Raw genomic sequence first — 20,089 nt, 5'->3', positions numbered from 1 at the left:
TTTCGATTGAACCTGTTTCAAATGGCTGGACATAGATTGTGATTTGACCGTCTATTTGTAAAATCGTTCTTTCAGATCAATCTATAAGTTTAATTGATGGAAATTGAATTCGGCTGCTGCGCAGACACCTGCTTGGCCGAAAGGGAACCTGTCCACAGTGTGCCGGAGAAATGTTAAGGTCTCACAGCTTACTTCTTGCGATTTCCATAAACGCCCTGATGAGCGCACCTGAACTTCGCTCGTTCAGGCAGATGGCCGCTTCGTCCATAAGCATTTCGTCCGAACTGATCTGGATTGCCTTCAGCCGCATGTCGGCGCTGAATTCGGCTTTAGAGACAAACCCGATACCGGCGCCGCTCGCGACGATCTCCCGCACAGCCTCGCGGCCTTCAGCTTCGATGACAGGCAGTAGCTCAATACCCTTGCTTGCCGCAAGGTCCTCAAGCTTCCTTCGGGTTTTCGATCCTTGCTCGCGGAAAATCAGCGGCATTTCCGCCAGTTGCTCCAGCGTCAGGGATTGCGCCTTGGATGCCGGATGATTGACCGAAGCAAAAGCGATGATCGGAGATGAACTGAGTTTGTGTATCTCGAAATCCTGGGTATTCGGGACCTCACCTAGAATACCTATATCGGCTTCGTAACTGTAAAGCGCCTTGACGACGGAATCAGTATTGCCCGTATTCACGCTGATTTTCACGTCCGGATATCGATCACGGAATGCGCGCAGAATGCCCAGCAGGTGATGCGCAGCATCTGCAAAAATAGTCAGATTCCCGGTTCTGAATGCGCGTGACTCGGACAGCAGTTCATTTGCCTGTTTCTCAACCTCGAACAAGCGATGGGTGATTTCAAGAAGCTTCTGACCGGATTCCGTAAGTGTAACCTGCTTCTTGTGTCTGTAGAAAAGCAGAATGTCATATTCCTCCTCCAGCTTACGAACCTGATCGGAGATTGCAGGCTGGGTAAGGTAAAGAGCTTCCGCCGCGCGCGAAAAGCCGCCGTAAATCGCTACATAATGAAAAGCACGCAGCTGCACATATCTCATCTCATGTCACCCTGCTCAAGTGTAGGAAGATTTAATCAGCATAAATTAAACTTATGAATCGATCTGAAAGAACGATTTTACAAATAGTCAGCCAAATCACACCCTATGTCCAGCCATTTGAGCAAGTTCATTCAACAAGACTTGCGTGGACCTGATCCGTGCTCAAGTGAAACGCTGAATGGGAGGTTCGAGCACGATGGCGCTCTATGATGTTGCTATTGTCGGAGGGGGCATAATCGGCCTTGCTCATGCTTATGCTGCGGCAGTTCGGGGCAAGAAAGTGATCGTTCTGGATCGCGATGCGCAGAGCAATGGCGCATCGATCCGCAATTTCGGATTTGTAACAATAACCGGTCAGGCAGCAGGCGATTGCTGGACGAAGGCGCGCCGCGCACGTGAGATATGGGAAGACGTCGCCAACGTCGCCGGCATCGACATCCTTCAACGCGGCATGCTGCTTGCCGCTCGACATGGTCCGGCAGAAACCCTCATTGATGCATTTTTGAAAACGGATATGGGGGCGGAATGCAAAAAAATTTCGACGAGCAACGCGCAAAAGCTTGTGCCGGCATTACGGCAGGAGGCTGCTCAGTTCGCCTTGTTCAGTCCGCATGAAATCCGCGTTGAATCCCGCGAAGCCCTCCCCCGGCTGGCCATTTTCCTGCGTGAAAAACTGGGTGTCGCTTTTCAATGGAATACCCATGTTTACGCGGTCAACACACCGTCAATCCTGACAAGCAATGGACTTGTCGAAGCCGAAGCGGCCATCATCTGTCCAGGTGATGATTTCACGGGTCTGTTTGCCGATAGGCTGCAGAAATATGAACTGACCCGCTGCAAGCTGCAGATGCTGCGTGTCACCTCACATCCAAACAAACCATTCGGAACGACACTCCTCTCCGAGCTCTCACTTGCCCGCTCATCCGGCTATACAGGGCTTCCGGGTCTCAATGAATTGCAGCAGCAATTGAACGGCGAGATGCCCGACCAGCGTGCTAACGATATCCACTTGATCGTTGCACAATCATCCGATGGTTCGCTGGTCGTTGGGGACAGTCATCACTATGCCAGAACCCCTGATCCTTTCGGGTCAACCGAAGTTGATGACTTCATGCTTGCCGAGCTCGACCGTGTTCTGGCGCTACCAGGGCGCAGCGTCTCAGCACGCTGGGTTGGCACCTATGCGTCGGCTCCTGGTCGCTGGCGGATCACTGATCAGCCAGCTGACGCCGTACGCGTTGTGGTCGTCACCAGCGGCTGTGGCGCTTCAACATGCTTTGCGATTGCCGAAGAAACAATCGACGATCTCTTTGGCAGCCAGGCCATACCTATGAAATGCCCCGCCCTTCAATTGGTTTGACGGTTGGTAACAGATGAACGGTTTTTGGCCTTTTGCATTCTGAGTTTAAGATCATATCGTGGAAACGACCGGCAGGCCACCGAGCCCTGTGATAAAGTGAATTGCTGCAAGTCATCGTCGCTATCCGTCAAGCGATCCGGTCCCAAGTGCAACAATTGTCTCAGCCATTCTGATTACCCTATTGAATCACATCCCTGTTGGGTACTCCTGATCCGATAACGTACACAGCGCTTCAATTACCAGTTATGGAAAACGCAGGGCTAAAGCTCTGCTTTCAAACTAGTTGGCTGCACGTTTCGGCGCATTTGCCTGCAGATCAGCCAGATCACTCACAATAGAAGCAGCTTCGATTTGTAAAACATCCATCGCGCTCTTGCGGTTTTTCTCAATGGCAAGATCAGCAGTCAAGCTTCGCTCGTTCGACTGCAGGCCGTCATCAATCTGCGTATCAATGCCATCATTGACTTTTCCGCGCGCCTTCGCCCGCTTTTCCTGAGCGGCCATCTCGTTGCGACGTTCTGTTTCATTGAGGGAGATGACTGTCTTCTCGCGCTGCGCTTTCAACGTCGCCACATCTTGCACAAAGTCCTGGAATTCCGGGCTTCTCTGCACGCGCTCATCGTGCAGGCTTTGCAGCTTTGGCAACAACGTCTTTATGGCGTCTGAAAACTTGTATTTTGCTGCCTTGACCTGTGACCAGGGCAAGGCATTGTCGAAGCTCGATTCACCGACAAGTTTGAGATCGAAAAGCCCCGGCAGACTGATATCGGGCGTCACGCCACGCAATTGTGTCGTTCCACCGTCGACGCGAAAGAACTGAGCAACTGTAAACTTAAGCTCGCCATATTCCGGTTTAGGATTGTTGGCTACTTCGTCGAGATTAACTACGGTCTGTACGGTTCCCTTGCCAAAACTCGTTTCGCCGATAACCACACCACGTCCATAATCCTGTATTGCGGCCGCAAATATTTCAGAAGCCGAAGCTGAACCGCGATTGACTAACACGCCTAGCGGGCCCTTCCATGCGGGTGTCGGAAAATTATCGCGTTCAACCTTGACTTCGCCGCTTGCATTGCGTTGTTGGACTACAGGTCCTTTTCCAACAAATAAGCCCGTTAGATCAATCGCCTCGCTAAGCGAGCCGCCGCCATTGTTGCGGAGGTCGATCAAAATGCCATCGACCTTGTCCTGTTTCAGCTCCGCGATGAGCTTTGCAACATCGCGGCTTGCACTCCTGTAATTCTTGTCGCCCTTGCGGCGCGCTTCGATGTCTTCATAGAAAGCGGGCAGAGTAATCACTCCGATCTTGCGCGAGGTGTCCCCGTCCTTCACTGAAAGCACCTTCTTCTGCGCGGCCTGTTTATCGAGACTGATCTTGTCACGAACCAGAGTAATGACGTGATGCTTGCCATCCGGCCCAGCATCGACCGGCAGAATATCAAGCCGCACAGTTGATCCCTTGTCCCCGCGGATCATCTGCACCACCTCATCGAGACGCATGCCGATCACTTCCTTAATGGGACCTTCTTTGCCTTGACCAACACCAACAATACGGTCGCCCACAGCGAGCTTGCCCGATGACTGCGCCGGGCCGCCTGCAACCAGTTCGCGGATTGTCGTATAGTCGTCCCTTTCCTGGAGAACGGCACCAATACCAACCAGAGACAGCTTCATTGAGATATCGAATTCAGCCGAGGCCTTTGCGCCGAAATAATCCGTATGAGGATCAACCGATGTTGTATAGGCAGCCATAAACGACTGAAAAGCATCGTCGCTGTTATATTTAAAGGTGCGCTCGATGGAATTCTCATAGCGTTTATCAAGCGTCGTGCGAATAGTCGCATCATCCTTGCCAGCCAGCTTAAGGCGCAACCAATCGTTCTTGACACGCTTGCGCCACAGGTCATTGCTCTCCTCAATCGATCGCGGCCAGGGTTCCTTGTCGCGCACGATGGCGAAGTCTTCCTGCTTGCTGAAATCGAAACTCTGCTTGAGCAGGCTACGCGCAAACGTCATGCGTTCAATGATGCGCATCTGGTAGGTATTGAAAATGGTAAACGGGATAGTCAGATCCTGGCGCTCGATGGCATCATCGATTTCCTTGCTGCTACTCAAGAACTTGTCGACATCGGCCTGCAGAAAAATGAGCCGATCCGGGTCCAGCGAGTCGACAAACCGGTTCATGATCCGGACCGACAGCGCATCATCCAGCGCGATGGGCCGATAATGAAAACGCGTGAGAAACTCTGCCGTTAGATGAGCGGCTTCAACTTGCTCCGGCGATGGCTTCAAAATGGCAGGTGAACTGGCTTCAAGAGCATGCGCTGATGAAATCCCTGCCAGGAAGAGACAAACCAAACCGATTTTGATGCGTTTCAAGCTATGTTCCATTTCCGATATTGAGCGCCTAGTTCTAACCCTTGTTCAGCAATTATGCTTTTTTGGCAACCCTCTGCATAAATCGATCAGAAGCATGTGATCGCTGCGTTTATGCAACAGGCCTTAAAGTTTGAGGCAAAATCACGTTACTATATACCTGTCGCCCTGACGGCTTAGAGTGCACCTTGAAAATGCGAAACAGCGTACAGACAAATGGGCAGCAGCCAATTTTGCTAGGACCTCTCAACCGGTTTCAATACTCAAACCGGTTGAGGCATCCGCGGCAAACTGGTCAACAGCTTCCTCGTATAGGTGTGCTGCGGATCAGCGAGAATATCACGCGTCTTGCCCTGTTCTACGATTACGCCCTTCTCCAGAACGATCAGCTGTTCGCACAACAGCGCGACCAACGCAATGTCGTGCGACACCACCACGAAAGTGGTTTGTTCAGAAAGAGAGCGCATGAGATCAATGATACGGGCCCGTGTTGTCAGATCGAGCGCGCTGACCACTTCGTCGGCGATGATGAGGTCAGGCCTGGAGACAATCGCCCGTGCTATCGCGATACGCTGGCGCTGCCCGCCGGAAAACTCGTGCGGATAGCGGCGAACGGCATCCGTAGGCAGATCGACCGAAGCAAGCGCCTGTGCAACAGCCTGTGCAATGTCAGTCTGTACTTTCAGGGATCGCAGCGGTTCTGCGATGATATCGAATACACGCTGACGTGGATCAAGCGATGAATAGGGATCCTGAAATACCGCCTGCACCGAACGGCGGAAGTTGCGCATAAAGTTGCGATTGCGAATATCCAGAGGCTCGCCGCGAAACGAAACATTCCCGGATGAAGCGCGCTGTAGCCCGAGCAATAGTTTCAGCAAGGTAGTCTTGCCGGAACCGGATTCACCCACAATGCCCAGATTGCTTCCGGTCTCAAGTTTCAGATCGACATCGTGCAGAACCGTCTTGCCGCCTGTATAGGCGAAGGAAACGCCCGAAAGGTCCATCAACGTCATCGCGCAACCTCCAGCGCAGCATCGAATGCCCTCGCAGCAGCCACGAGCCCCTGCGTATAGGGCTGCTGCGGATTGGTGAAGAGTGCCGCAACCGGCCCTTCTTCTATGAGTTTTCCGTGCCGCAGGACCAGCGCGCGTTCAGTAACGGTCGCAACCACCGGCAAATCGTGACTGATGAACAGAAGTCCCATGCCCTCGTCCCGCACCAGTTGCTCCAGCAGTTTCAAAATCTCGGCCTGCGTGGTGACATCGAGCGCCGTCGTCGGTTCGTCCGCAATCAAAAGCTTGGGGCGACAGGCTAGAGCCATTGCGATGGCCGCACGCTGGCGCTGGCCGCCCGATATTTCGTGTGGCCAGGAACGGGCAATGCGTTCCGGGTCCGGCAGGGATACACGCTCCAGAAGCGAGTGCACCTCTGCATTCACTTCAGCTTGCCCAATTCTGCGACCATCCCGAAACGCGCGGCGACGAACGACCAGACCGACTTGTTTGCCAAGCCGCATCAAAGGGTCGAGCGCCGTCATCGGTTCCTGAAAGACTGTTGCAATGCACTGCCCACGCAACGGTACCAGGTCCCGATCTCGCGCACCTATCACCTGATGGCCGTCGAGCGTGATCGATCCGCTTGCCCGCATGCCATCCGGCAACAGTCCCATGATGGCAAGAGCCGTCAACGACTTGCCTGAACCAGATTCACCGATCAGGCCAAACCTTTCACCTTGTCCAACCGACAGCGAAACGCCGGAAATCAGAGACCTGCCTGCCATTTCTATCTGAAGGTTTTCTACATTCAGCAATGAGCTCAACGTTGCCTCCTTCGCGTTGGGTCGGCCACGTCACGCAGCCCATCGGCAAACAGATTGAGCCCGATCACCAATGAGACAAGTGCCAGACCAGGCGCGATAGCGCCGAATGGCGCCGTATAAACAGACGCCTGTGCCTCCTGCAGAAGACGGCCCCAGGATGAATTGGGCGGCGGGGCACCAAGGCCAAGATAGGAAAGCGATGCTTCCGCAATCACTGCCAGTCCGAACTGAAGCGCAAAGTTGACGATCAGGGTTGGCCAGATATTCGGCAGCACATGGATGCGGACCAGCCCAAGCCATGATGTGCCGGAAATGCGCGATGCTGTGATGTAATCCATCGCTAAAACCCGCTTGGCAAGGATGCGGGTCAGACGCGCCACGATGGCCGATCCGGCGATACCGATGGCCACGATGGCGGTCGTCAGACTCGCACCATCGCTCGAAGCCACGATCAGCATGGCCAGCAACAGGGTTGGGAAGGCAATGAGGATATCGAGCGTTGCCGCCAGCACATCATCGAGCGTCTGGGTCGCGAATGCAGCAAGAACACCCATCGTCACGCCAATCACTGCGCTGAGCGCGATGGCTCCACAGCCGACGACAAGCGCAATGCGCGAACCGATCATGATTTGCGTCATCAGATCGCGTCCCAGACGATCCGTACCGGCCCAATGCAACCAGGACGGAGCTTCCAGTCGTCCGCCCACCATTTCGCCGACACCGTAAGGTGTCCAGACCAGTGAGAGAAGAGCGACAGCCAGATGCAGCGCCAGCAGCAATCCACCCACAACAAGGGGCCATGGCAGTCGGTAAGCCAGCTTTTCATCCCGAACGGGGAGCGTCATATCAGCAGGTTCCATCATGCGCGACCTCCCGTGGACCGCTGGCGCAAGCGCGGGTCGATCAGCCGTTGCAGGAGATCTGCGGCGAAGCCAACCAGCAACACCAGAAGCGTCGATACAAACAGAACACCCTGAACGTTCGGATAGTCGCGCTGCTCTATGCCGAGCAGAAGCATCGAACCGAGGCCAGGCAGCGAGAACACGCGCTCGACTACCACAGCACCGAGCAAAGTCGAGGCAAGCTCAATACCGAGTATCGAGATCACCGGAACGGCGCCGTTGCGAATACCGTGGCGAACAAGCGCCTGCGAAAATGTTGCGCCAAGCGCCCGTGCAGTGCGAAGATAATCACTGCCAAGCACGTCCTGGGTAGCCGAACGGACATAACGGATCAACGATGCCGACATGACGATGGCAATTGTCGCGACCGGTAATACCAGCGATTGAAAAGCAGCGGGCACCGATTGCCATCCACGTGACGGGAAACCACCTGAAGGAAACAGCCGGAGCTTAACTGCGAAAAACCAGACCAGCAGAATGCCAATCCAGAACACCGGCACGGCAATGCCGAACTGGGAAACGACAGATATCAACGATCCATACCAGCGGTTCTGGCGCACGACCGACAGAATGCCGAGTGGTACCGCGATCATGATTGCAACGACGAATGCCATCAACGTCAACGGTACGGTCACAATCAGCCGCTTTCCGATCTCGGCGAGAACCGGTGCTCCACTCACAAAGGAATTACCAAGATCAAAGCGCAAGAGGCTGTCGATGAAACGCAGAAATTGTTCATAAAGCGGCAGGTCCGAACCGACCTGTTTGCGCGCGGCCTCGATCTGCGCGGCATCCGCGCCGACAGAAACAAGCGCATTGGCAGGATCGCCCGGCAGAAGACGCAACAGCAGAAACAGCACGATTGAAGCGATGAAAACCGATAGAACCAATATGGCCGATCGGCGAATAATATAGGCGAAAATAGCGTTTACCTCTCCAATGTGAGGGGCAGCGCTCAGACCCTCATGCAAATGCGACAACGCCGCCGGAAATTAATTCAGGCGGCGCGTTCTGTCGAGTTGATGTTCTCGATATCGACAGGCGGTTATTATTCCGCCTTCACGATGTCGTAAGCAAAGAACTGGGAATTCAGGCCATTGATCGGGTAACCGCTCACTGATTTCTTCGAAACAACGATCTGCGGATAGAGATAGAACCAGTTACTGGCCGCATCTTCGGCAATGATCTTGTTCGCCTCGGTCAGCTTGGCCGTCTGTTCATCCGTGGTCACGCTGGCTTCGGCTTCCTTGATAAGATCGACAATCTTCGGATTGTTGTAACCCCAATAGAAATCGGGATTGCCATAGAACACGATGTCACGATGGTTTACATGTTCCTGCAAGGTGGCCTGGAAATCATGTGCCTTATAGACCTTCGTGTACCATTCATTGGCGGTGATGACGTTGATCTTGACGGTTACGCCGATCTTGGCCAACTCGCTCTGGATGAACTGCGCGGCAATCGGGTGCGGATCATAGTTCGGCGTATCAATAGTGAACGTGAAACCATCCGGATAACCAGCTTCCTTGAGAAGTTCCTTGGCACTTTCAGGATCATAGGCGTCAACCTTGGTGAGATCGACATACCACGGATCTGTCGGCGGAACGAACGAGCCGATCAGCGTGCCGTAATCGCCCCATACAGCCTTCAAAAGCTTCTGGTCGTCGATTGCACGGGCAAGCGCCTTGCGCACTTTGACATTATCGAACGGCGCAACGCGGTCGTTATAGGCCAGCAGCAGCTTGGTGGTGGATTGTCCTTCGCTGACGGTGAAATCAGGATTATCCTTGAACTGCGCCAGAGAATCCGGGCTTTGAACCGACGTGATGATATCCACCGAGCCAGTCAGCAAAGCATTGTTCAGTGCACTGGCATCGGTGAAATACTGGAAGACCACCTCGCCGTTTTTCGGCTTGGCGCCCCAATATTTATCGAAGCGCTTCATCGACAGAGACGACCCACGGCGCCAGTCTTCAAGCTCGTAAGGCCCGGTTCCATCTTCCTTCGACTGCAGATCCTTCGCTTCGTCGTTCACCACCCATACATAGCTCAGATTGTACGGCAGGGAGATGGAGCGCGAGGACAGCTTGACGACGACAGTTTCATCGTCCGGAGTCTCAACGGCCGAAATAGTCTTGAGGCTGCTTTTGCGCGAGCTTTTCGATTCCGGTGCGGCGACGCGTTCAATGGAGAATTTGACGTCCTTGGAAGTCAGCGGCGCACCCGAATGAAAAGTTACACCCGGCTGCAGCTTGAACGTATAGGTCAGCCCGTCGTCGCTGACGCTGTAATCCTTCGACAGAACCGGCTCAACCTTGCCGTCATCGGCAAGCCGAAACAGGGCCTCATAGACATTGCCGTTGAAGGCTTCGTTGATGCCCTGCCCCGCACCGGCGGTATTGTCGAGGTTTTGCGGCTCGTAGAGCGAACCGATATTGATTGTCGCTTCCGGGTCGCTTTCCTGCGCCAGCGCCTGGCTGTACGATCCAATACCGAGCGTCACGGCCAATGCCGCACTCAAACTCCAGTAAGCCAGTCCAGATTTGCGATCACGAATGTTTAAGCCGCCCATATTATTCTCCTGCGTGGAAAGCGCTCTACAGGCTCTCCGTTAGCAACGCTTATACCGCGTCCGCGAGAGCATCGGTAAGCGGCGGCACCATGAGATGGTGAGAATTATTAGAAATTTATTCCATAAAGAGTCAATCTATTAGACGAACCATCCAGACGATCGCACAAAGCGTCCGATATAAGGCGACTGACAAAGCACATAACCTCAAGAGATCAGCCATGACCTATATGGATCGGCACCGCGTACAGGAATTGCTCACTGCGGAGGGCTTGGATGCATTGGTGCTATTTCAGCCGGAAAACTTTCGCTATGCCACAGAGCTTACGCCGGGCGTGGCCACAATGTGGGGACGCGCCGGCTCGGCCATAGCTTTTGTCCCGGCAGATGCCTCGGTGCGTCTTGGTGCTGTTGTGAGCGATCAGGCTCTGCCAGCTGCAGGTACAACGCCTGACGATATCGACTTTCGCTCGCATCGAATCTGGATTGATGCCGTCACGGTTCGCGACGCCCATACGATAGAAGACATCAACACTGCCTATCGTAACAGCGGCAATATCGGCCCCCGTCCAGAAACCTTCAACCAGAAAGCAGCCTTTCAACTGCTTGGCGATATGATTGCTGAGCGTGGTCTCGCTCGATCCAGCCTCGGCATCGACCTTGAATTCATGCCTGCAGCCGACTTTGCACGATTGAAAGAAATCCTGCCTTCTGCCCAATGGCGCGATGCTTCCAGCATCGTAAAGCGGCTACGCCTGATAAAAAGCCCCCGCGAAATCGAATTCTTACGCAATGCAGCCCGTCATGCGGAAGACGGATTGCAGAATATGGTGAACGCAGTACGATCCGGTTCAACAGCCACAGAACTGTCTGATGCCTGGTTAACCGGGGCCATGGGTGCCGCCAAAGCAAATGGCCAGAGCCTGTCCGGCCATTGGGCCTATATCACTGTCGGACCGAACCTTCAAAATCCTGCGACGCAACTGGCGGAAGGGGGCCTCATCAAGGCCGATGTCGGCACACTGGTAAATGGATATTCGTCTGATGGCGCGCGTACCTTCGTCCTAGGCACGCCCGCTCCCCTCGCCGAACAAGTTTACAGCGCGCTTCTTGATACATTTCAGGCCGGAACAGCGCTGCTGAAGCCCGGCAATACATTCGGTCAGGTTCACGAAGCAATGCTCTCCACCATGCGGCGTCATGGTTTTAGCGAGTATTATCGCGGGCATTTCGGGCACTCCGTCGGCTCGGCGCTCGGGATCGAGGAATGGCCTTTCATCTCGCACGAAAACGATATGATCTTCGAGCCGAATATGGTGCTGGCAGTGGAAGCCCCGTTTTATGCAAACGGACTGGGCGCCCTGATGATCGAAGAACAATTCCTCATCACACCCGATGGAGCGGAAACGATGAACGCTCTTTCACGCGAGCTTGTCTCGATAGGCTGAACGGAACGGGGCAATTCTTTTGCCCCGACAATCTTCCACAAGATGACGCCGTCGCGGCTAGTCATATAAACTTGCCAAGCTTTTCCGCTGCTTGTCGCAGGTCATCAAGATGGGTAAGCCCCTGCTCCAGAGACAGCCGCTGGGTCGGTGCATGGAACGATAGCGTGGCGCAAAAATTGCGCCGCGCATCCATGACAGGCACTGCCACAGCAATCATGCCGTCAACGAGCTCTTCCTGGTCCGTCGCGAACCCACGTACCCTCACAAGCTCGATTTCCTCGCGAAGCATCGTCGTATCGACAATAGTTTTGTTGGTGAAGGACTGCTTGTCTCCGGTAACGAGATAGCGTTCGAACGCTTCTTCCGAAAGCAGGCTGAGTGTGACTTTCCCTGCCGCAGTGGCATGGAGCGGCACACGCGAACCGATATGAAGCGCAATGCGCAACGGCCACTGCGTTTCCACGCGATCGACATAAATCATCGCATCATTGTCGGGAACCGCCAGATTGCAGGTTTCTCCGATCTGCTGATTGAGCCAGATCAGAACATTTCTGCTTGGCAGACTGCTCAGTGAAGCATGCATGGCGCCGATTGCCATCTCGCGGAAGCGAGCACCGGGCAGATAACTCTTCCCATCAATGTTCTTGGCGAGAAAGCCCTGCTCTTCCAGATAGGCCAGCAGACGGTGCACAGTCGGCTTGGGCAGTTTGAGCTCTTCAATGATTTCTGCAGGCGTCATTGCGCGTCGTTGACGACCCAGCAACTCAAGAATCTGCAGGTTCCTTATACTTGGGCTGGCAATCAGATTATTGGATTCATTCTTCATGAAAACACTACGTCACACTAAGATTTCCTAGTGGTTTAACCCAGCCCGGAGACGTAACCAAGCGAATTTATATCCGGTGAATTCAACAGGTTGATATTTTTCGAGACAAATCGTCTCAAAAAATTATTGACTCTCATGCGTTTTAAACCAAGGCTAACGACGTCGCGATCCACAGGAGGAGTGTGGATCGGGCCATAACCGTCAAAACGCAGGAGGGCGTCATGTCGGATACAACAGTGGATGCTGTGAGGAGCAGCAGCCAGGCGAATGATGTCAGGAAAGTCGTATTTGCCAGTCTGATCGGCTCCACCATCGAGTGGTATGACTTTTTTCTTTATGGTGTGGTGGCGGGCATCGTCTTCAACCACCTTTACTTTCCATCGGATAACGAAACCGTTTCCATCATGCTGGCCTACGCGACTTTTGCGATAGGCTTTGTCGCTCGACCCTTGGGCGGCCTCGTTTTCGGACATTTCGGCGACCGGATCGGGCGGAAGGCGATGTTGATCGTCAGCCTGCTGATGATGGGCGGAGCTACTGTCGCCATTGGGCTCTTGCCCGGCTATCAAACTATCGGCCTGATGGCCCCAGTGGCTCTTTTGTTCCTTCGTGTCCTTCAAGGCATTGGCATTGGGGGCGAATGGGGCGGTGCGGTGTTGATGGCTTACGAATATGCGCCCAAAGACAAGCGTGGCTTCTACGCTTCGCTGCCGCAGATCGGTCTGTCTCTGGGCTTGTTCCTGTCGTCAGGTGTTATGGCGCTCCTGTCACTTCTGCCCGACGAGCAGTTCATGGCATGGGGCTGGCGCGCTGCCTTTATTGGATCAATCGTACTTGTCTTTCTTGGGACATGGATCAGGTCCAATATTCAGGAAAGCCCCGAATTTCAAAAAGCTAAGGCTGCGTCTCGCGGCCGGGATGAGGGTCTGCCTTTCACCACCATGATCAAGCGCTATCCGGGTAATGTCATTCTCGGCATGGGTGCCCGCTATATCGACGGCGTATTCTTCAATATCTTTGCCGTTTTCTCGATCCTGTATCTGACCCGTTTTGCAGGGCTCGATCGGACGGCGGCATTGTGGACCGTCTGCGCCGCAGCCGTGGTGATGATCGTATTCATTCCCCTGTTCGGACGTCTGTCCGACCGGATCGGACGACCTGTTACCTATGCATGGGGATCTTTCCTGTTGGGTTTGAGCGTTTTCCCGGCCTTCTGGCTCATGTCGACAGGCGTGCCAGCGCTGATCGTTCTGGGCATCGTACTGCCCTTCGGCATCATCTACCCCATGTGCTATGGGCCGGAAGCAGCTCTGTTTGCAGACCTGTTCGATCCGACTGTCAGATATACTGGCATATCCTTCGTCTATCAGTTCTCGGGCATCATAGCTTCAGGTCTGACACCGATGATCGCCACCTATCTGATGTCCATCAATAACAATGATCCTTTCTGGGTATGCGTCTACGTGGTTTTTGCGGCTGCGGTGTCGTTGGCATCCGCTGTTGCAATCGAGCGCAGACGAAAACGGCTTTAGCGGAACCAGCGGGCTGTAGTGGCAGGCAAGACAAGGATCCGTTTCCATCGCACGACACGGATCCTGTCAGGAGGAAGTTCTTTATGAATGAAGTGGCGGATTACATCATAGTTGGAGCTGGCTCGGCTGGTTGCATCGCTGCCAACAGGATCAGTGCGGACCCTTCGGTCACCGTTCACCTGCTGGAAGCCGGCCGCAAGGACAGCAATCCGTGGATTCACGTTCCGGTTGGCTATTTTCGTACCATGCACGACCCCAACTATGACTGGTGTTATCAGACAGAACCGGATTCAGGATTAAACGGGCGCAGCCTGAACTGGCCCCGAGGCAAGGTGCTTGGCGGCTCATCTTCGCTCAATGGTCTGCTTTACGTGCGCGGCCAGAAAGAGGACTATGATCGCTGGGCACAGTTCGGCAATTCCGGCTGGTCCTGGCAGGATGTGGCCCCCATTTTCGAGAGTTTCGAAACGTTTCATCGCCCGGCAGCCGCAGACCGTGGCACCACGGGTGAGTTGCAGGTGTCAGACCCGCGCCTGAAGCGGGCAATCTGCGAAAAGTGGATCGAAGCGGCCCGTGCCAATGGCTACGATTACAACCCCGACTATAATGGAGCAACGCAGGAGGGCGTGGGGCATTTTCAGTTGACCATGCACAAGGGACGCAGATGTTCATCCGCGGCCGCATTTTTGCGCCCAATCCGTCATCGAGAAAATCTGACCGTCGAAACCGATGCCCATATCATGCGTGTCGTCATCCAGAACGGTCGTGCGACAGGCGTAGAATATCGGCGCCCCGACGGCACCCGCTACATGATTCATGCCAGACGTGAGGTCATCTTGTGCGCCGGAGCAATCGGCTCGCCGCAGATACTCATGCTGTCCGGTATCGGCCCGGCTAAACAACTTGCTACTCACGGCATTGCTGTGCATCACGATGCGCCGGAAGTGGGCCAGAACCTGCAGGATCATCTGCAGGCTCGACTGGTTTTCAAATGCAACGAACCGACACTCAATGATGAAGTTCGCAGTCTCTTCAAGAAGGCTGCCATCGGTCTTGAATATGCACTGTTTCGGACCGGCCCCATGACGATGGCCGCCAGCCTGGTCTTCGGATTTGTCAAAACGCGACCCGAACTTGCCACGCCGGATATTCAGTTTCACATCCAGCCATGGTCGGCAGACAGCCCCGGCGAAGGTGTGCATCCTTTCTCTGCATTCACCCAATCGGTGTGCCAGTTACGTCCGGAAAGTCGTGGAACGATCACTTTGCGTTCCGGCAACCCGTTCGACCATCCAGTCATTCAGCCCAACTATCTGGCAACCAGAAACGACCAGCAGACATTGATCGAGGGAATTCGCATCGCACGTCGCATCGCCCGGACTGAACCACTTAAATCTGCAATTGCGCAGGAGTTCAGACCGACAGCTGATCTCAATGGCGATGACGAATTGCTTGATTGGGCGCGAAGCAATTCTACCACGATCTACCATCCAACCGGCACCTGCCGGATGGGCGTCGATGAGCGCTCTGTTGTCGACAACCGGTTGCGCGTTCGCGGCATTGAAGGTCTGCGCGTCGCAGACTGCTCGATCATGCCGGAAATCGTCTCCGGCAACACAAATGCACCGGCGATGATGATCGGCGCAAAACTCGCCCAGATGGTCCTTGAAGACAGGAAAAGCGCGTTAACGGCTCAGAAAGCCCTCGCGTCAACCTATGAAAAAGTAGCTTAGGAGAATTCACTGCCATGAAAATGACGACGGAAGAGGCTTTTGTTAAGGTTTTGCAGATGCATGGGATAGAGCATGCATTTGGGATCATCGGTTCGGCGATGATGCCGGTTTCGGATCTGTTTCCGAAGGCAGGCATTACGTTCTGGGATTGCGCGCATGAGACGAATGCGGCGCTGATCTGTGACGGTTATACGCGTGTGACCGGCAAGATGGGCATGGCGATTGCCCAGAACGGTCCGGGCGTGACCGGCTTCGTGACCGCCATCAAGACGGCCTACTGGAACCACACGCCGATGCTGCTCGTCTCTCCGCAGGCTGCCAACAAGACCATCGGTCAGGGTGGTTTCCAGGAAGTGGACCAGATGGCGCTGTTCGAGGAGATGGTCTGCTATCAGGAAGAAGTGCGCGATGCGACCCGCATTCCCGAGGTGCTGAACCGGGTGATCGAAAAGGCATGGCGCGGCTGTGCACCGGCACAGATCAACGTGCCGCGCGATTTCTGGACCCAGGTCATCGATGTCGACCTGCCGCAGATCGTGCGGCTGGAACGCCCGAGCGGCGGACGCGATGCCATTGCCGAGGCTGCAAAGCTTCTGACGGAAGCAAAATTCCCGGTCATTCTCAACGGTGCCGGTGTCGTCATCGGCGGGGCAATCCCGGAATCCATCGCACTTGCCGAAAGGCTCGATGCGCCGGTCTGCTGCGGCTATCAGCACAATGATGCCTTCCCCGGCACCCATCCGCTATCCGCAGGACCGCTCGGCTATAACGGCTCCAAGGCCGCGATGGAGCTGATCGCCAAGGCCGATGTGGTTCTGGCGCTCGGCACCCGTCTCAATCCGTTCTCGACACTGCCAGGCTACGGCATCGATTACTGGCCGAAGGATGCCAAGATCATTCAGGTCGACATCAATCCCGATCGCATCGGCCTTACCAAGAAGATCTCGGTCGGCATTTGCGGCGATGCCAAACAGGTTGCGCGGCAGATCCTCGACCAGCTGGGCGCCAATGCAGGCAATGCCGGTCGCGACGAGCGCAAGCAGCTCATCCATCAGCGCAAGTCCGCCTGGCTGCAGCAGCTTTCCTCGATGGATCACGAGGATGACGATCCGGGCACACACTGGAATGCCGGTGCCCGCGAGCGCGAGAAGGACCGCATGTCGCCGCGACAGGCATGGCGCGCCATTCAGGCCGGCATGCCGAAGAACGCCATCATGTCCACCGACATCGGCAATAATTGCGCCATCGGCAACGCCTATCCAAGCTTCGAGCACGGACGCAAATATCTGGCGCCGGGCATGTTCGGCCCCTGCGGTTATGGCTTCCCGTCCATCGTCGGCGCCAAGATCGGCCAGCCCGACACGCCGGTGGTCGGCTTTGCCGGCGACGGTGCCTTCGGCATCTCCATGAACGAGATGACCTCCATCGGTCGCAAGGGCTGGCCTGCGATCACCATGGTCATCTTCCGCAACTATCAGTGGGGTGCCGAAAAGCGCAACACGACGCTGTGGTACGACAACAACTTCGTCGGCACCGAGCTCAATCCCAATCTGAGCTATGCCAAGGTGGCGGATGGCTGCGGCCTCAAGGGCGTGACCGTCGATAGCCAGCGGGCGCTCACCGAGGCCTTGCAGACGGCAATCGACGAGCAGGCCAAGGGTGTGACCACCTTCATCGAAGTCGTGCTCAATCAGGAACTGGGCGAACCTTTCCGCCGCGATGCGATGAAGAAGCCCGTCGTCGTGGCCGGTATCGACAAGGCCGACATGCGCCAGCAAATGCCTGTCTGAACCAGTTCGTCAGTAATCAGGCCGGGAGCGCAACTCCCGGCCTTTTGAAAAGATTGCGCCATGCTGCCGTTGGAAAAGATTTTTGAGAAAGCCCGGTCGAGGCCGCGCCACATCGTGCTGGCCGAAGGCGAAGACCCGCGCATCATCGATGCGGCGCTGCGTGCCGAACGTGAAGCCATTGCCCGCATCACGCTTCTGGGGTCCCAAAGCATCATCGGCAGACAGATCGACGGATCGACAATTGCGATCATCGATCCCACAACATCGAGCTTGAGCGCGGATTATGCGCAAAAACTCTATCGGCTGCGTCAGGCCAAGGGCATGACGGAAGAACAGGCTGAGGCAATGGTGAAGACACCGCTCGGCTTTGCAGCCATGATGGTGCGGGAGGGCGATGCGGATGGGACGGTCGCCGGTGCGGTTGCAACGACCGCCGATGTGGTGCGCCATGCCCTGCAGATCATCGGCAAGGCCGAAGGCGCTTCCCTCGTCTCCAGCTTCTTCCTGATGCTGTTGTGCCAGTCGCATCATCAAAAGAAAGGCGCTTTCGTCTTTGCCGACTGTGGCCTCATGGTGGAACCGGATTCCGCGCAGCTGGCCGATATCGCCATCCAGTCGGCCGATTCATACCGCCAACTGATGGAAAAGGACGCAGCCGTTGCCATGCTGTCCTTCTCCACCGGCGGTAGCGCCGCCCATGAGCGCGTATCAAAGGTCGTTCAGGCAACCCGCACCGTGCGGGAGCGCAAGCCCGATCTGTGCATTGATGGCGAACTGCAGTTCGACACCGCTTTCGTGGAGGCGATCAGCCATGCCAAGTCACCGGGCTCCCCGCTGAAGGGCAATGCCAATGTCTTCGTGTTCCCCAATCTCGAAGCCGCCAATATCGGCTACAAGATTGCCCAACGCATCGGCGGCGCACAGGCCATCGGCCCCGTGCTCCAGGGCCTCGCCAAACCCGCAAACGACCTCTCCCGCGGCTGCAGCGCTGACGATGTCCTCCACATGATCGCTATAACCGTCAATCAGGCCAAATGAAGAACACCAAGCCGTTCGTGAACCGCTAAGGTTTCAGCAACCGTGCGGCGATGCCGTAAAGAAACTGCGGCAACACTGTAAATGCATAGGGCGCATAAACCCGCTCCAGCCTCTGATGATACTCGCGCCCCCATGGACCGATATTCACCACCGGATAGGAAAGCGCGTTTGGATTGGCACGGTCGATAAATTGAGCAGCCGGTGTGTTGGCCGCAATGACTTCGCTATCCATCGCATCTGGAATGTGACCGAAGAAGCTCATATCTGAAATTCCGGCAAAGATTTCCCTATATCGGATCGTTGTATCAAACTGGCGCTCCGCATCCACGCGCGCGGTTTCCAGAGCTTCGATAAAACGCTGTTCTTCTGCCGTTTCAGTTCCCATCCGAACATGCGGATAGACAAGGCTCCCGAAACCGATAATGACCGTCGGGCCTGTAACGCGCGCCTCGGCAACCATGCAATTGACGAGTTCCCGCGTCATGAGGAGTGGGTTGTCGCTGCTTGAGAGCTCGGCTTCCAATGCGGCTATCCGTTCCAGTGCCACGTCACCACCAATACGCCGGACTTCGTCGCGCAGCTCGGCAGTGGTCAGAATTCGACCCTTGTGATTGGCGTCTGCATCGCTGCCAACCAGCTTTGCAAAGCGTTCAGCCTCAACATTGAAGTGCCCGATCGCACGATCCAGTGCCTCGCCGACAACCGCCTTGAACCGCTGGAACAACGCGTCGGGAGAAACGGAATGGGTCAGCCAGTTGAAGGCAATCCATGTTCGTTCCGGCGTGGTCACTTCATAGCCACCGCGGAAATCCCGCGCTTCAAGGCAGATTGGAGGTGGCGAAACTTCACCGTCCGCCGTATCGCAAAGGGTGGCATTGGCTTCCACCGCCCGCATGATTTCAGACGCAATGAGATGCGCGCTGACACCTTCGAACGGATAGCTTGCATGCGAAGGCTGCCCGATCACGAAGGCAAAGGGAAGCTGCTTTCCGATAGTGCCGCGATAGATGGCGCGGCCTTCGGCACCGTCACCTTGATCGCTTGTTGCATCCAGATTGATACCAGCGACAATGTCGAGACCCCAGCGTTCGGCAAGTTCCGGCAAGGCATCGCGCAGGTTGCGCATTCCCCGCGAACCGCGCTCTTCGTCAGGGGTCGCGAACAGGATCAGATTGCCTTCGCGATCAGGCTGTTGCGAGAAATATTCCAGTGTGGCGATGCCAGCGGCAACACCGCTCTTCATGTCCAGCATGCCGCGTCCTGGAATGTAATTTCCGCTCTGGAAGTCAGCGAGTGCCTTTTCCTCGTTCGGAGCAAGCGGACGGCTGGTAAGATCGGCGAGAAGCGCTTCCAGCAAGGCATCCGGTTCAAAGGCCAGATGTTTCAAATCGCGGTAGTTTGCAGTTTCCACCACGTCGAAATGACCCGCCAGAGCTAGAGTTCTACGCCCTGTGCCGCGAACGACCGCGATGACATTCTTGGTCATCGGCGAACCGTGACTGTCGATGACGGCAATGTGGTCCGGATTCTTCTGGAAATAAGGAATCTCACGCAGAAGCTCGGCAAGATTCGGACCGAAGGATGCCTCGTCAGGCGTTCCGGTCTCGCTCGGCCATCGTACCATGCGATAGGAGAGTTCTCGCACTCG

At 55.4% G+C, this 20,089-nt stretch carries 15 protein-coding genes; 6 read left to right on the top strand and 9 right to left on the bottom strand.

Annotated elements, in window-relative coordinates; genetic code table 11:
• Nucleotides 1-181 precede the first annotated feature (181 nt).
• Nucleotides 182-1,045, bottom strand: coding sequence for a LysR substrate-binding domain-containing protein (locus MKS82_RS19040; protein ID WP_109989319.1), 864 nt, complete (start codon nucleotides 1,043-1,045; stop codon nucleotides 182-184).
• A gap of 196 nt (nucleotides 1,046-1,241) precedes the next feature.
• Here MKS82_RS19040 and MKS82_RS19035 point away from each other — a divergent pair, with 196 nt between their 5' ends.
• The gene (locus tag MKS82_RS19035; protein ID WP_109989318.1) at nucleotides 1,242-2,405 is read left to right on the top strand and encodes a TIGR03364 family FAD-dependent oxidoreductase; all 1,164 of its coding nucleotides are present in this window, start codon (nucleotides 1,242-1,244) and stop codon (nucleotides 2,403-2,405) included.
• 279 nt (nucleotides 2,406-2,684) lie between these two features.
• Here MKS82_RS19035 and MKS82_RS19030 read toward each other — a convergent pair whose 3' ends face one another.
• The 6 genes from MKS82_RS19030 to MKS82_RS19005 all read right to left on the bottom strand — a co-directional run bounded on the left by MKS82_RS19030 (nucleotide 2,685) and on the right by MKS82_RS19005 (nucleotide 10,077).
• Nucleotides 2,685-4,796, bottom strand: coding sequence for a carboxy terminal-processing peptidase (locus MKS82_RS19030; RefSeq protein WP_109989317.1), 2,112 nt, complete (start codon nucleotides 4,794-4,796; stop codon nucleotides 2,685-2,687).
• A gap of 248 nt (nucleotides 4,797-5,044) precedes the next feature.
• Nucleotides 5,045-5,797, bottom strand: a complete 753-nt coding sequence (locus tag MKS82_RS19025; RefSeq protein ID WP_240579174.1) for an ATP-binding cassette domain-containing protein — start codon at nucleotides 5,795-5,797, stop codon at nucleotides 5,045-5,047.
• Nucleotides 5,794-6,603, bottom strand: a complete 810-nt coding sequence (locus tag MKS82_RS19020) for an ATP-binding cassette domain-containing protein (protein WP_109989315.1) — start codon at nucleotides 6,601-6,603, stop codon at nucleotides 5,794-5,796. The genes MKS82_RS19025 and MKS82_RS19020 overlap by 4 nt, the downstream gene beginning before the upstream one ends.
• Complete coding sequence (locus MKS82_RS19015; RefSeq protein WP_109989314.1) at nucleotides 6,600-7,466, bottom strand: ABC transporter permease; 867 nt, start codon at nucleotides 7,464-7,466, stop codon at nucleotides 6,600-6,602. The genes MKS82_RS19020 and MKS82_RS19015 overlap by 4 nt, the downstream gene beginning before the upstream one ends.
• Nucleotides 7,463-8,416 (bottom strand): ABC transporter permease, encoded by a 954-nt coding sequence (locus MKS82_RS19010; protein WP_286166685.1) that lies wholly within the window; start codon nucleotides 8,414-8,416, stop codon nucleotides 7,463-7,465. Before MKS82_RS19010 ends, MKS82_RS19015 begins: the two co-directional genes overlap by 4 nt.
• A 137-nt stretch (nucleotides 8,417-8,553) precedes the next feature.
• Nucleotides 8,554-10,077 (bottom strand): ABC transporter substrate-binding protein, encoded by a 1,524-nt coding sequence (locus MKS82_RS19005; RefSeq protein WP_109989313.1) that lies wholly within the window; start codon nucleotides 10,075-10,077, stop codon nucleotides 8,554-8,556.
• A 218-nt stretch (nucleotides 10,078-10,295) separates the two neighbouring features.
• Between MKS82_RS19005 and MKS82_RS19000 the strand changes: the two genes are divergently transcribed.
• A complete protein-coding gene (locus tag MKS82_RS19000) occupies nucleotides 10,296-11,522 on the top strand; it encodes a M24 family metallopeptidase (RefSeq protein WP_109989312.1) in 1,227 nt (408 codons plus the stop codon).
• 61 nt (nucleotides 11,523-11,583) lie between these two features.
• Here MKS82_RS19000 and MKS82_RS18995 read toward each other — a convergent pair whose 3' ends face one another.
• Nucleotides 11,584-12,348 (bottom strand): IclR family transcriptional regulator, encoded by a 765-nt coding sequence (locus MKS82_RS18995; protein ID WP_109989311.1) that lies wholly within the window; start codon nucleotides 12,346-12,348, stop codon nucleotides 11,584-11,586.
• Nucleotides 12,349-12,569: 221 nt separating this feature from the next.
• On the opposite strand from MKS82_RS18995, the gene MKS82_RS18990 reads away from it, so the two are divergent.
• From MKS82_RS18990 to pta, 4 genes are all read left to right on the top strand, one after another.
• On the top strand, nucleotides 12,570-13,880 hold the full coding sequence (locus MKS82_RS18990; protein ID WP_181394329.1) for an MFS transporter: 1,311 nt from the start codon (nucleotides 12,570-12,572) through the stop codon (nucleotides 13,878-13,880).
• Between the two features lie 83 nt (nucleotides 13,881-13,963).
• Nucleotides 13,964-15,613, top strand: coding sequence for a GMC family oxidoreductase (locus MKS82_RS18985; protein WP_109989309.1), 1,650 nt, complete (start codon nucleotides 13,964-13,966; stop codon nucleotides 15,611-15,613).
• A gap of 14 nt (nucleotides 15,614-15,627) precedes the next feature.
• A complete protein-coding gene (xsc, locus tag MKS82_RS18980; RefSeq protein WP_240579173.1) occupies nucleotides 15,628-17,403 on the top strand; it encodes a sulfoacetaldehyde acetyltransferase in 1,776 nt (591 codons plus the stop codon).
• A gap of 60 nt (nucleotides 17,404-17,463) precedes the next feature.
• Nucleotides 17,464-18,441: a phosphate acetyltransferase gene (gene pta, locus MKS82_RS18975; protein WP_109989302.1), complete on the top strand. Its 978-nt coding sequence runs from the start codon at nucleotides 17,464-17,466 to the stop codon at nucleotides 18,439-18,441.
• 25 nt (nucleotides 18,442-18,466) lie between these two features.
• On the opposite strand, the gene MKS82_RS18970 is transcribed toward pta, so the two are convergent.
• Nucleotides 18,467-20,065, bottom strand: a complete 1,599-nt coding sequence (locus MKS82_RS18970) for a M20/M25/M40 family metallo-hydrolase (RefSeq protein ID WP_109989301.1) — start codon at nucleotides 20,063-20,065, stop codon at nucleotides 18,467-18,469.
• Between the last annotated feature and the right edge of the window lie 24 nt (nucleotides 20,066-20,089).

The sequence above is a fragment of the Ochrobactrum sp. A-1 genome (assembly GCF_022488005.1).
GTDB lineage: Bacteria > Pseudomonadota > Alphaproteobacteria > Rhizobiales > Rhizobiaceae > Brucella.
The sequence above is the reverse complement of the archived record's forward strand: the minus strand, read 5'-3'. Positions and strand labels throughout refer to the sequence as shown.

Bases quoted from the DNA above. Each gene is read 5' to 3' on its own strand.
- MKS82_RS19040 (WP_109989319.1), bottom strand. From the start codon at position 1,045: ATGAGATATGTGCAGCTGCGTGCTTTTCATTATGTAGCGATTTACGGC.
- MKS82_RS19035 (WP_109989318.1), top strand. From the start codon at position 1,242: ATGGCGCTCTATGATGTTGCTATTGTCGGAGGGGGCATAATCGGCCTT.
- MKS82_RS19030 (WP_109989317.1), bottom strand. From the start codon at position 4,796: ATGGAACATAGCTTGAAACGCATCAAAATCGGTTTGGTTTGTCTCTTC.
- MKS82_RS19025 (WP_240579174.1), bottom strand. From the start codon at position 5,797: ATGACGTTGATGGACCTTTCGGGCGTTTCCTTCGCCTATACAGGCGGC.
- MKS82_RS19015 (WP_109989314.1), bottom strand. From the start codon at position 7,466: ATGATGGAACCTGCTGATATGACGCTCCCCGTTCGGGATGAAAAGCTG.
- MKS82_RS19005 (WP_109989313.1), bottom strand. From the start codon at position 10,077: ATGGGCGGCTTAAACATTCGTGATCGCAAATCTGGACTGGCTTACTGG.
- MKS82_RS19000 (WP_109989312.1), top strand. From the start codon at position 10,296: ATGACCTATATGGATCGGCACCGCGTACAGGAATTGCTCACTGCGGAG.
- MKS82_RS18995 (WP_109989311.1), bottom strand. From the start codon at position 12,348: ATGAAGAATGAATCCAATAATCTGATTGCCAGCCCAAGTATAAGGAAC.
- MKS82_RS18990 (WP_181394329.1), top strand. From the start codon at position 12,570: ATGTCGGATACAACAGTGGATGCTGTGAGGAGCAGCAGCCAGGCGAAT.
- MKS82_RS18985 (WP_109989309.1), top strand. From the start codon at position 13,964: ATGAATGAAGTGGCGGATTACATCATAGTTGGAGCTGGCTCGGCTGGT.
- xsc (WP_240579173.1), top strand. From the start codon at position 15,628: ATGAAAATGACGACGGAAGAGGCTTTTGTTAAGGTTTTGCAGATGCAT.
- pta (WP_109989302.1), top strand. From the start codon at position 17,464: ATGCTGCCGTTGGAAAAGATTTTTGAGAAAGCCCGGTCGAGGCCGCGC.
- MKS82_RS18970 (WP_109989301.1), bottom strand. From the start codon at position 20,065: ATGGTACGATGGCCGAGCGAGACCGGAACGCCTGACGAGGCATCCTTC.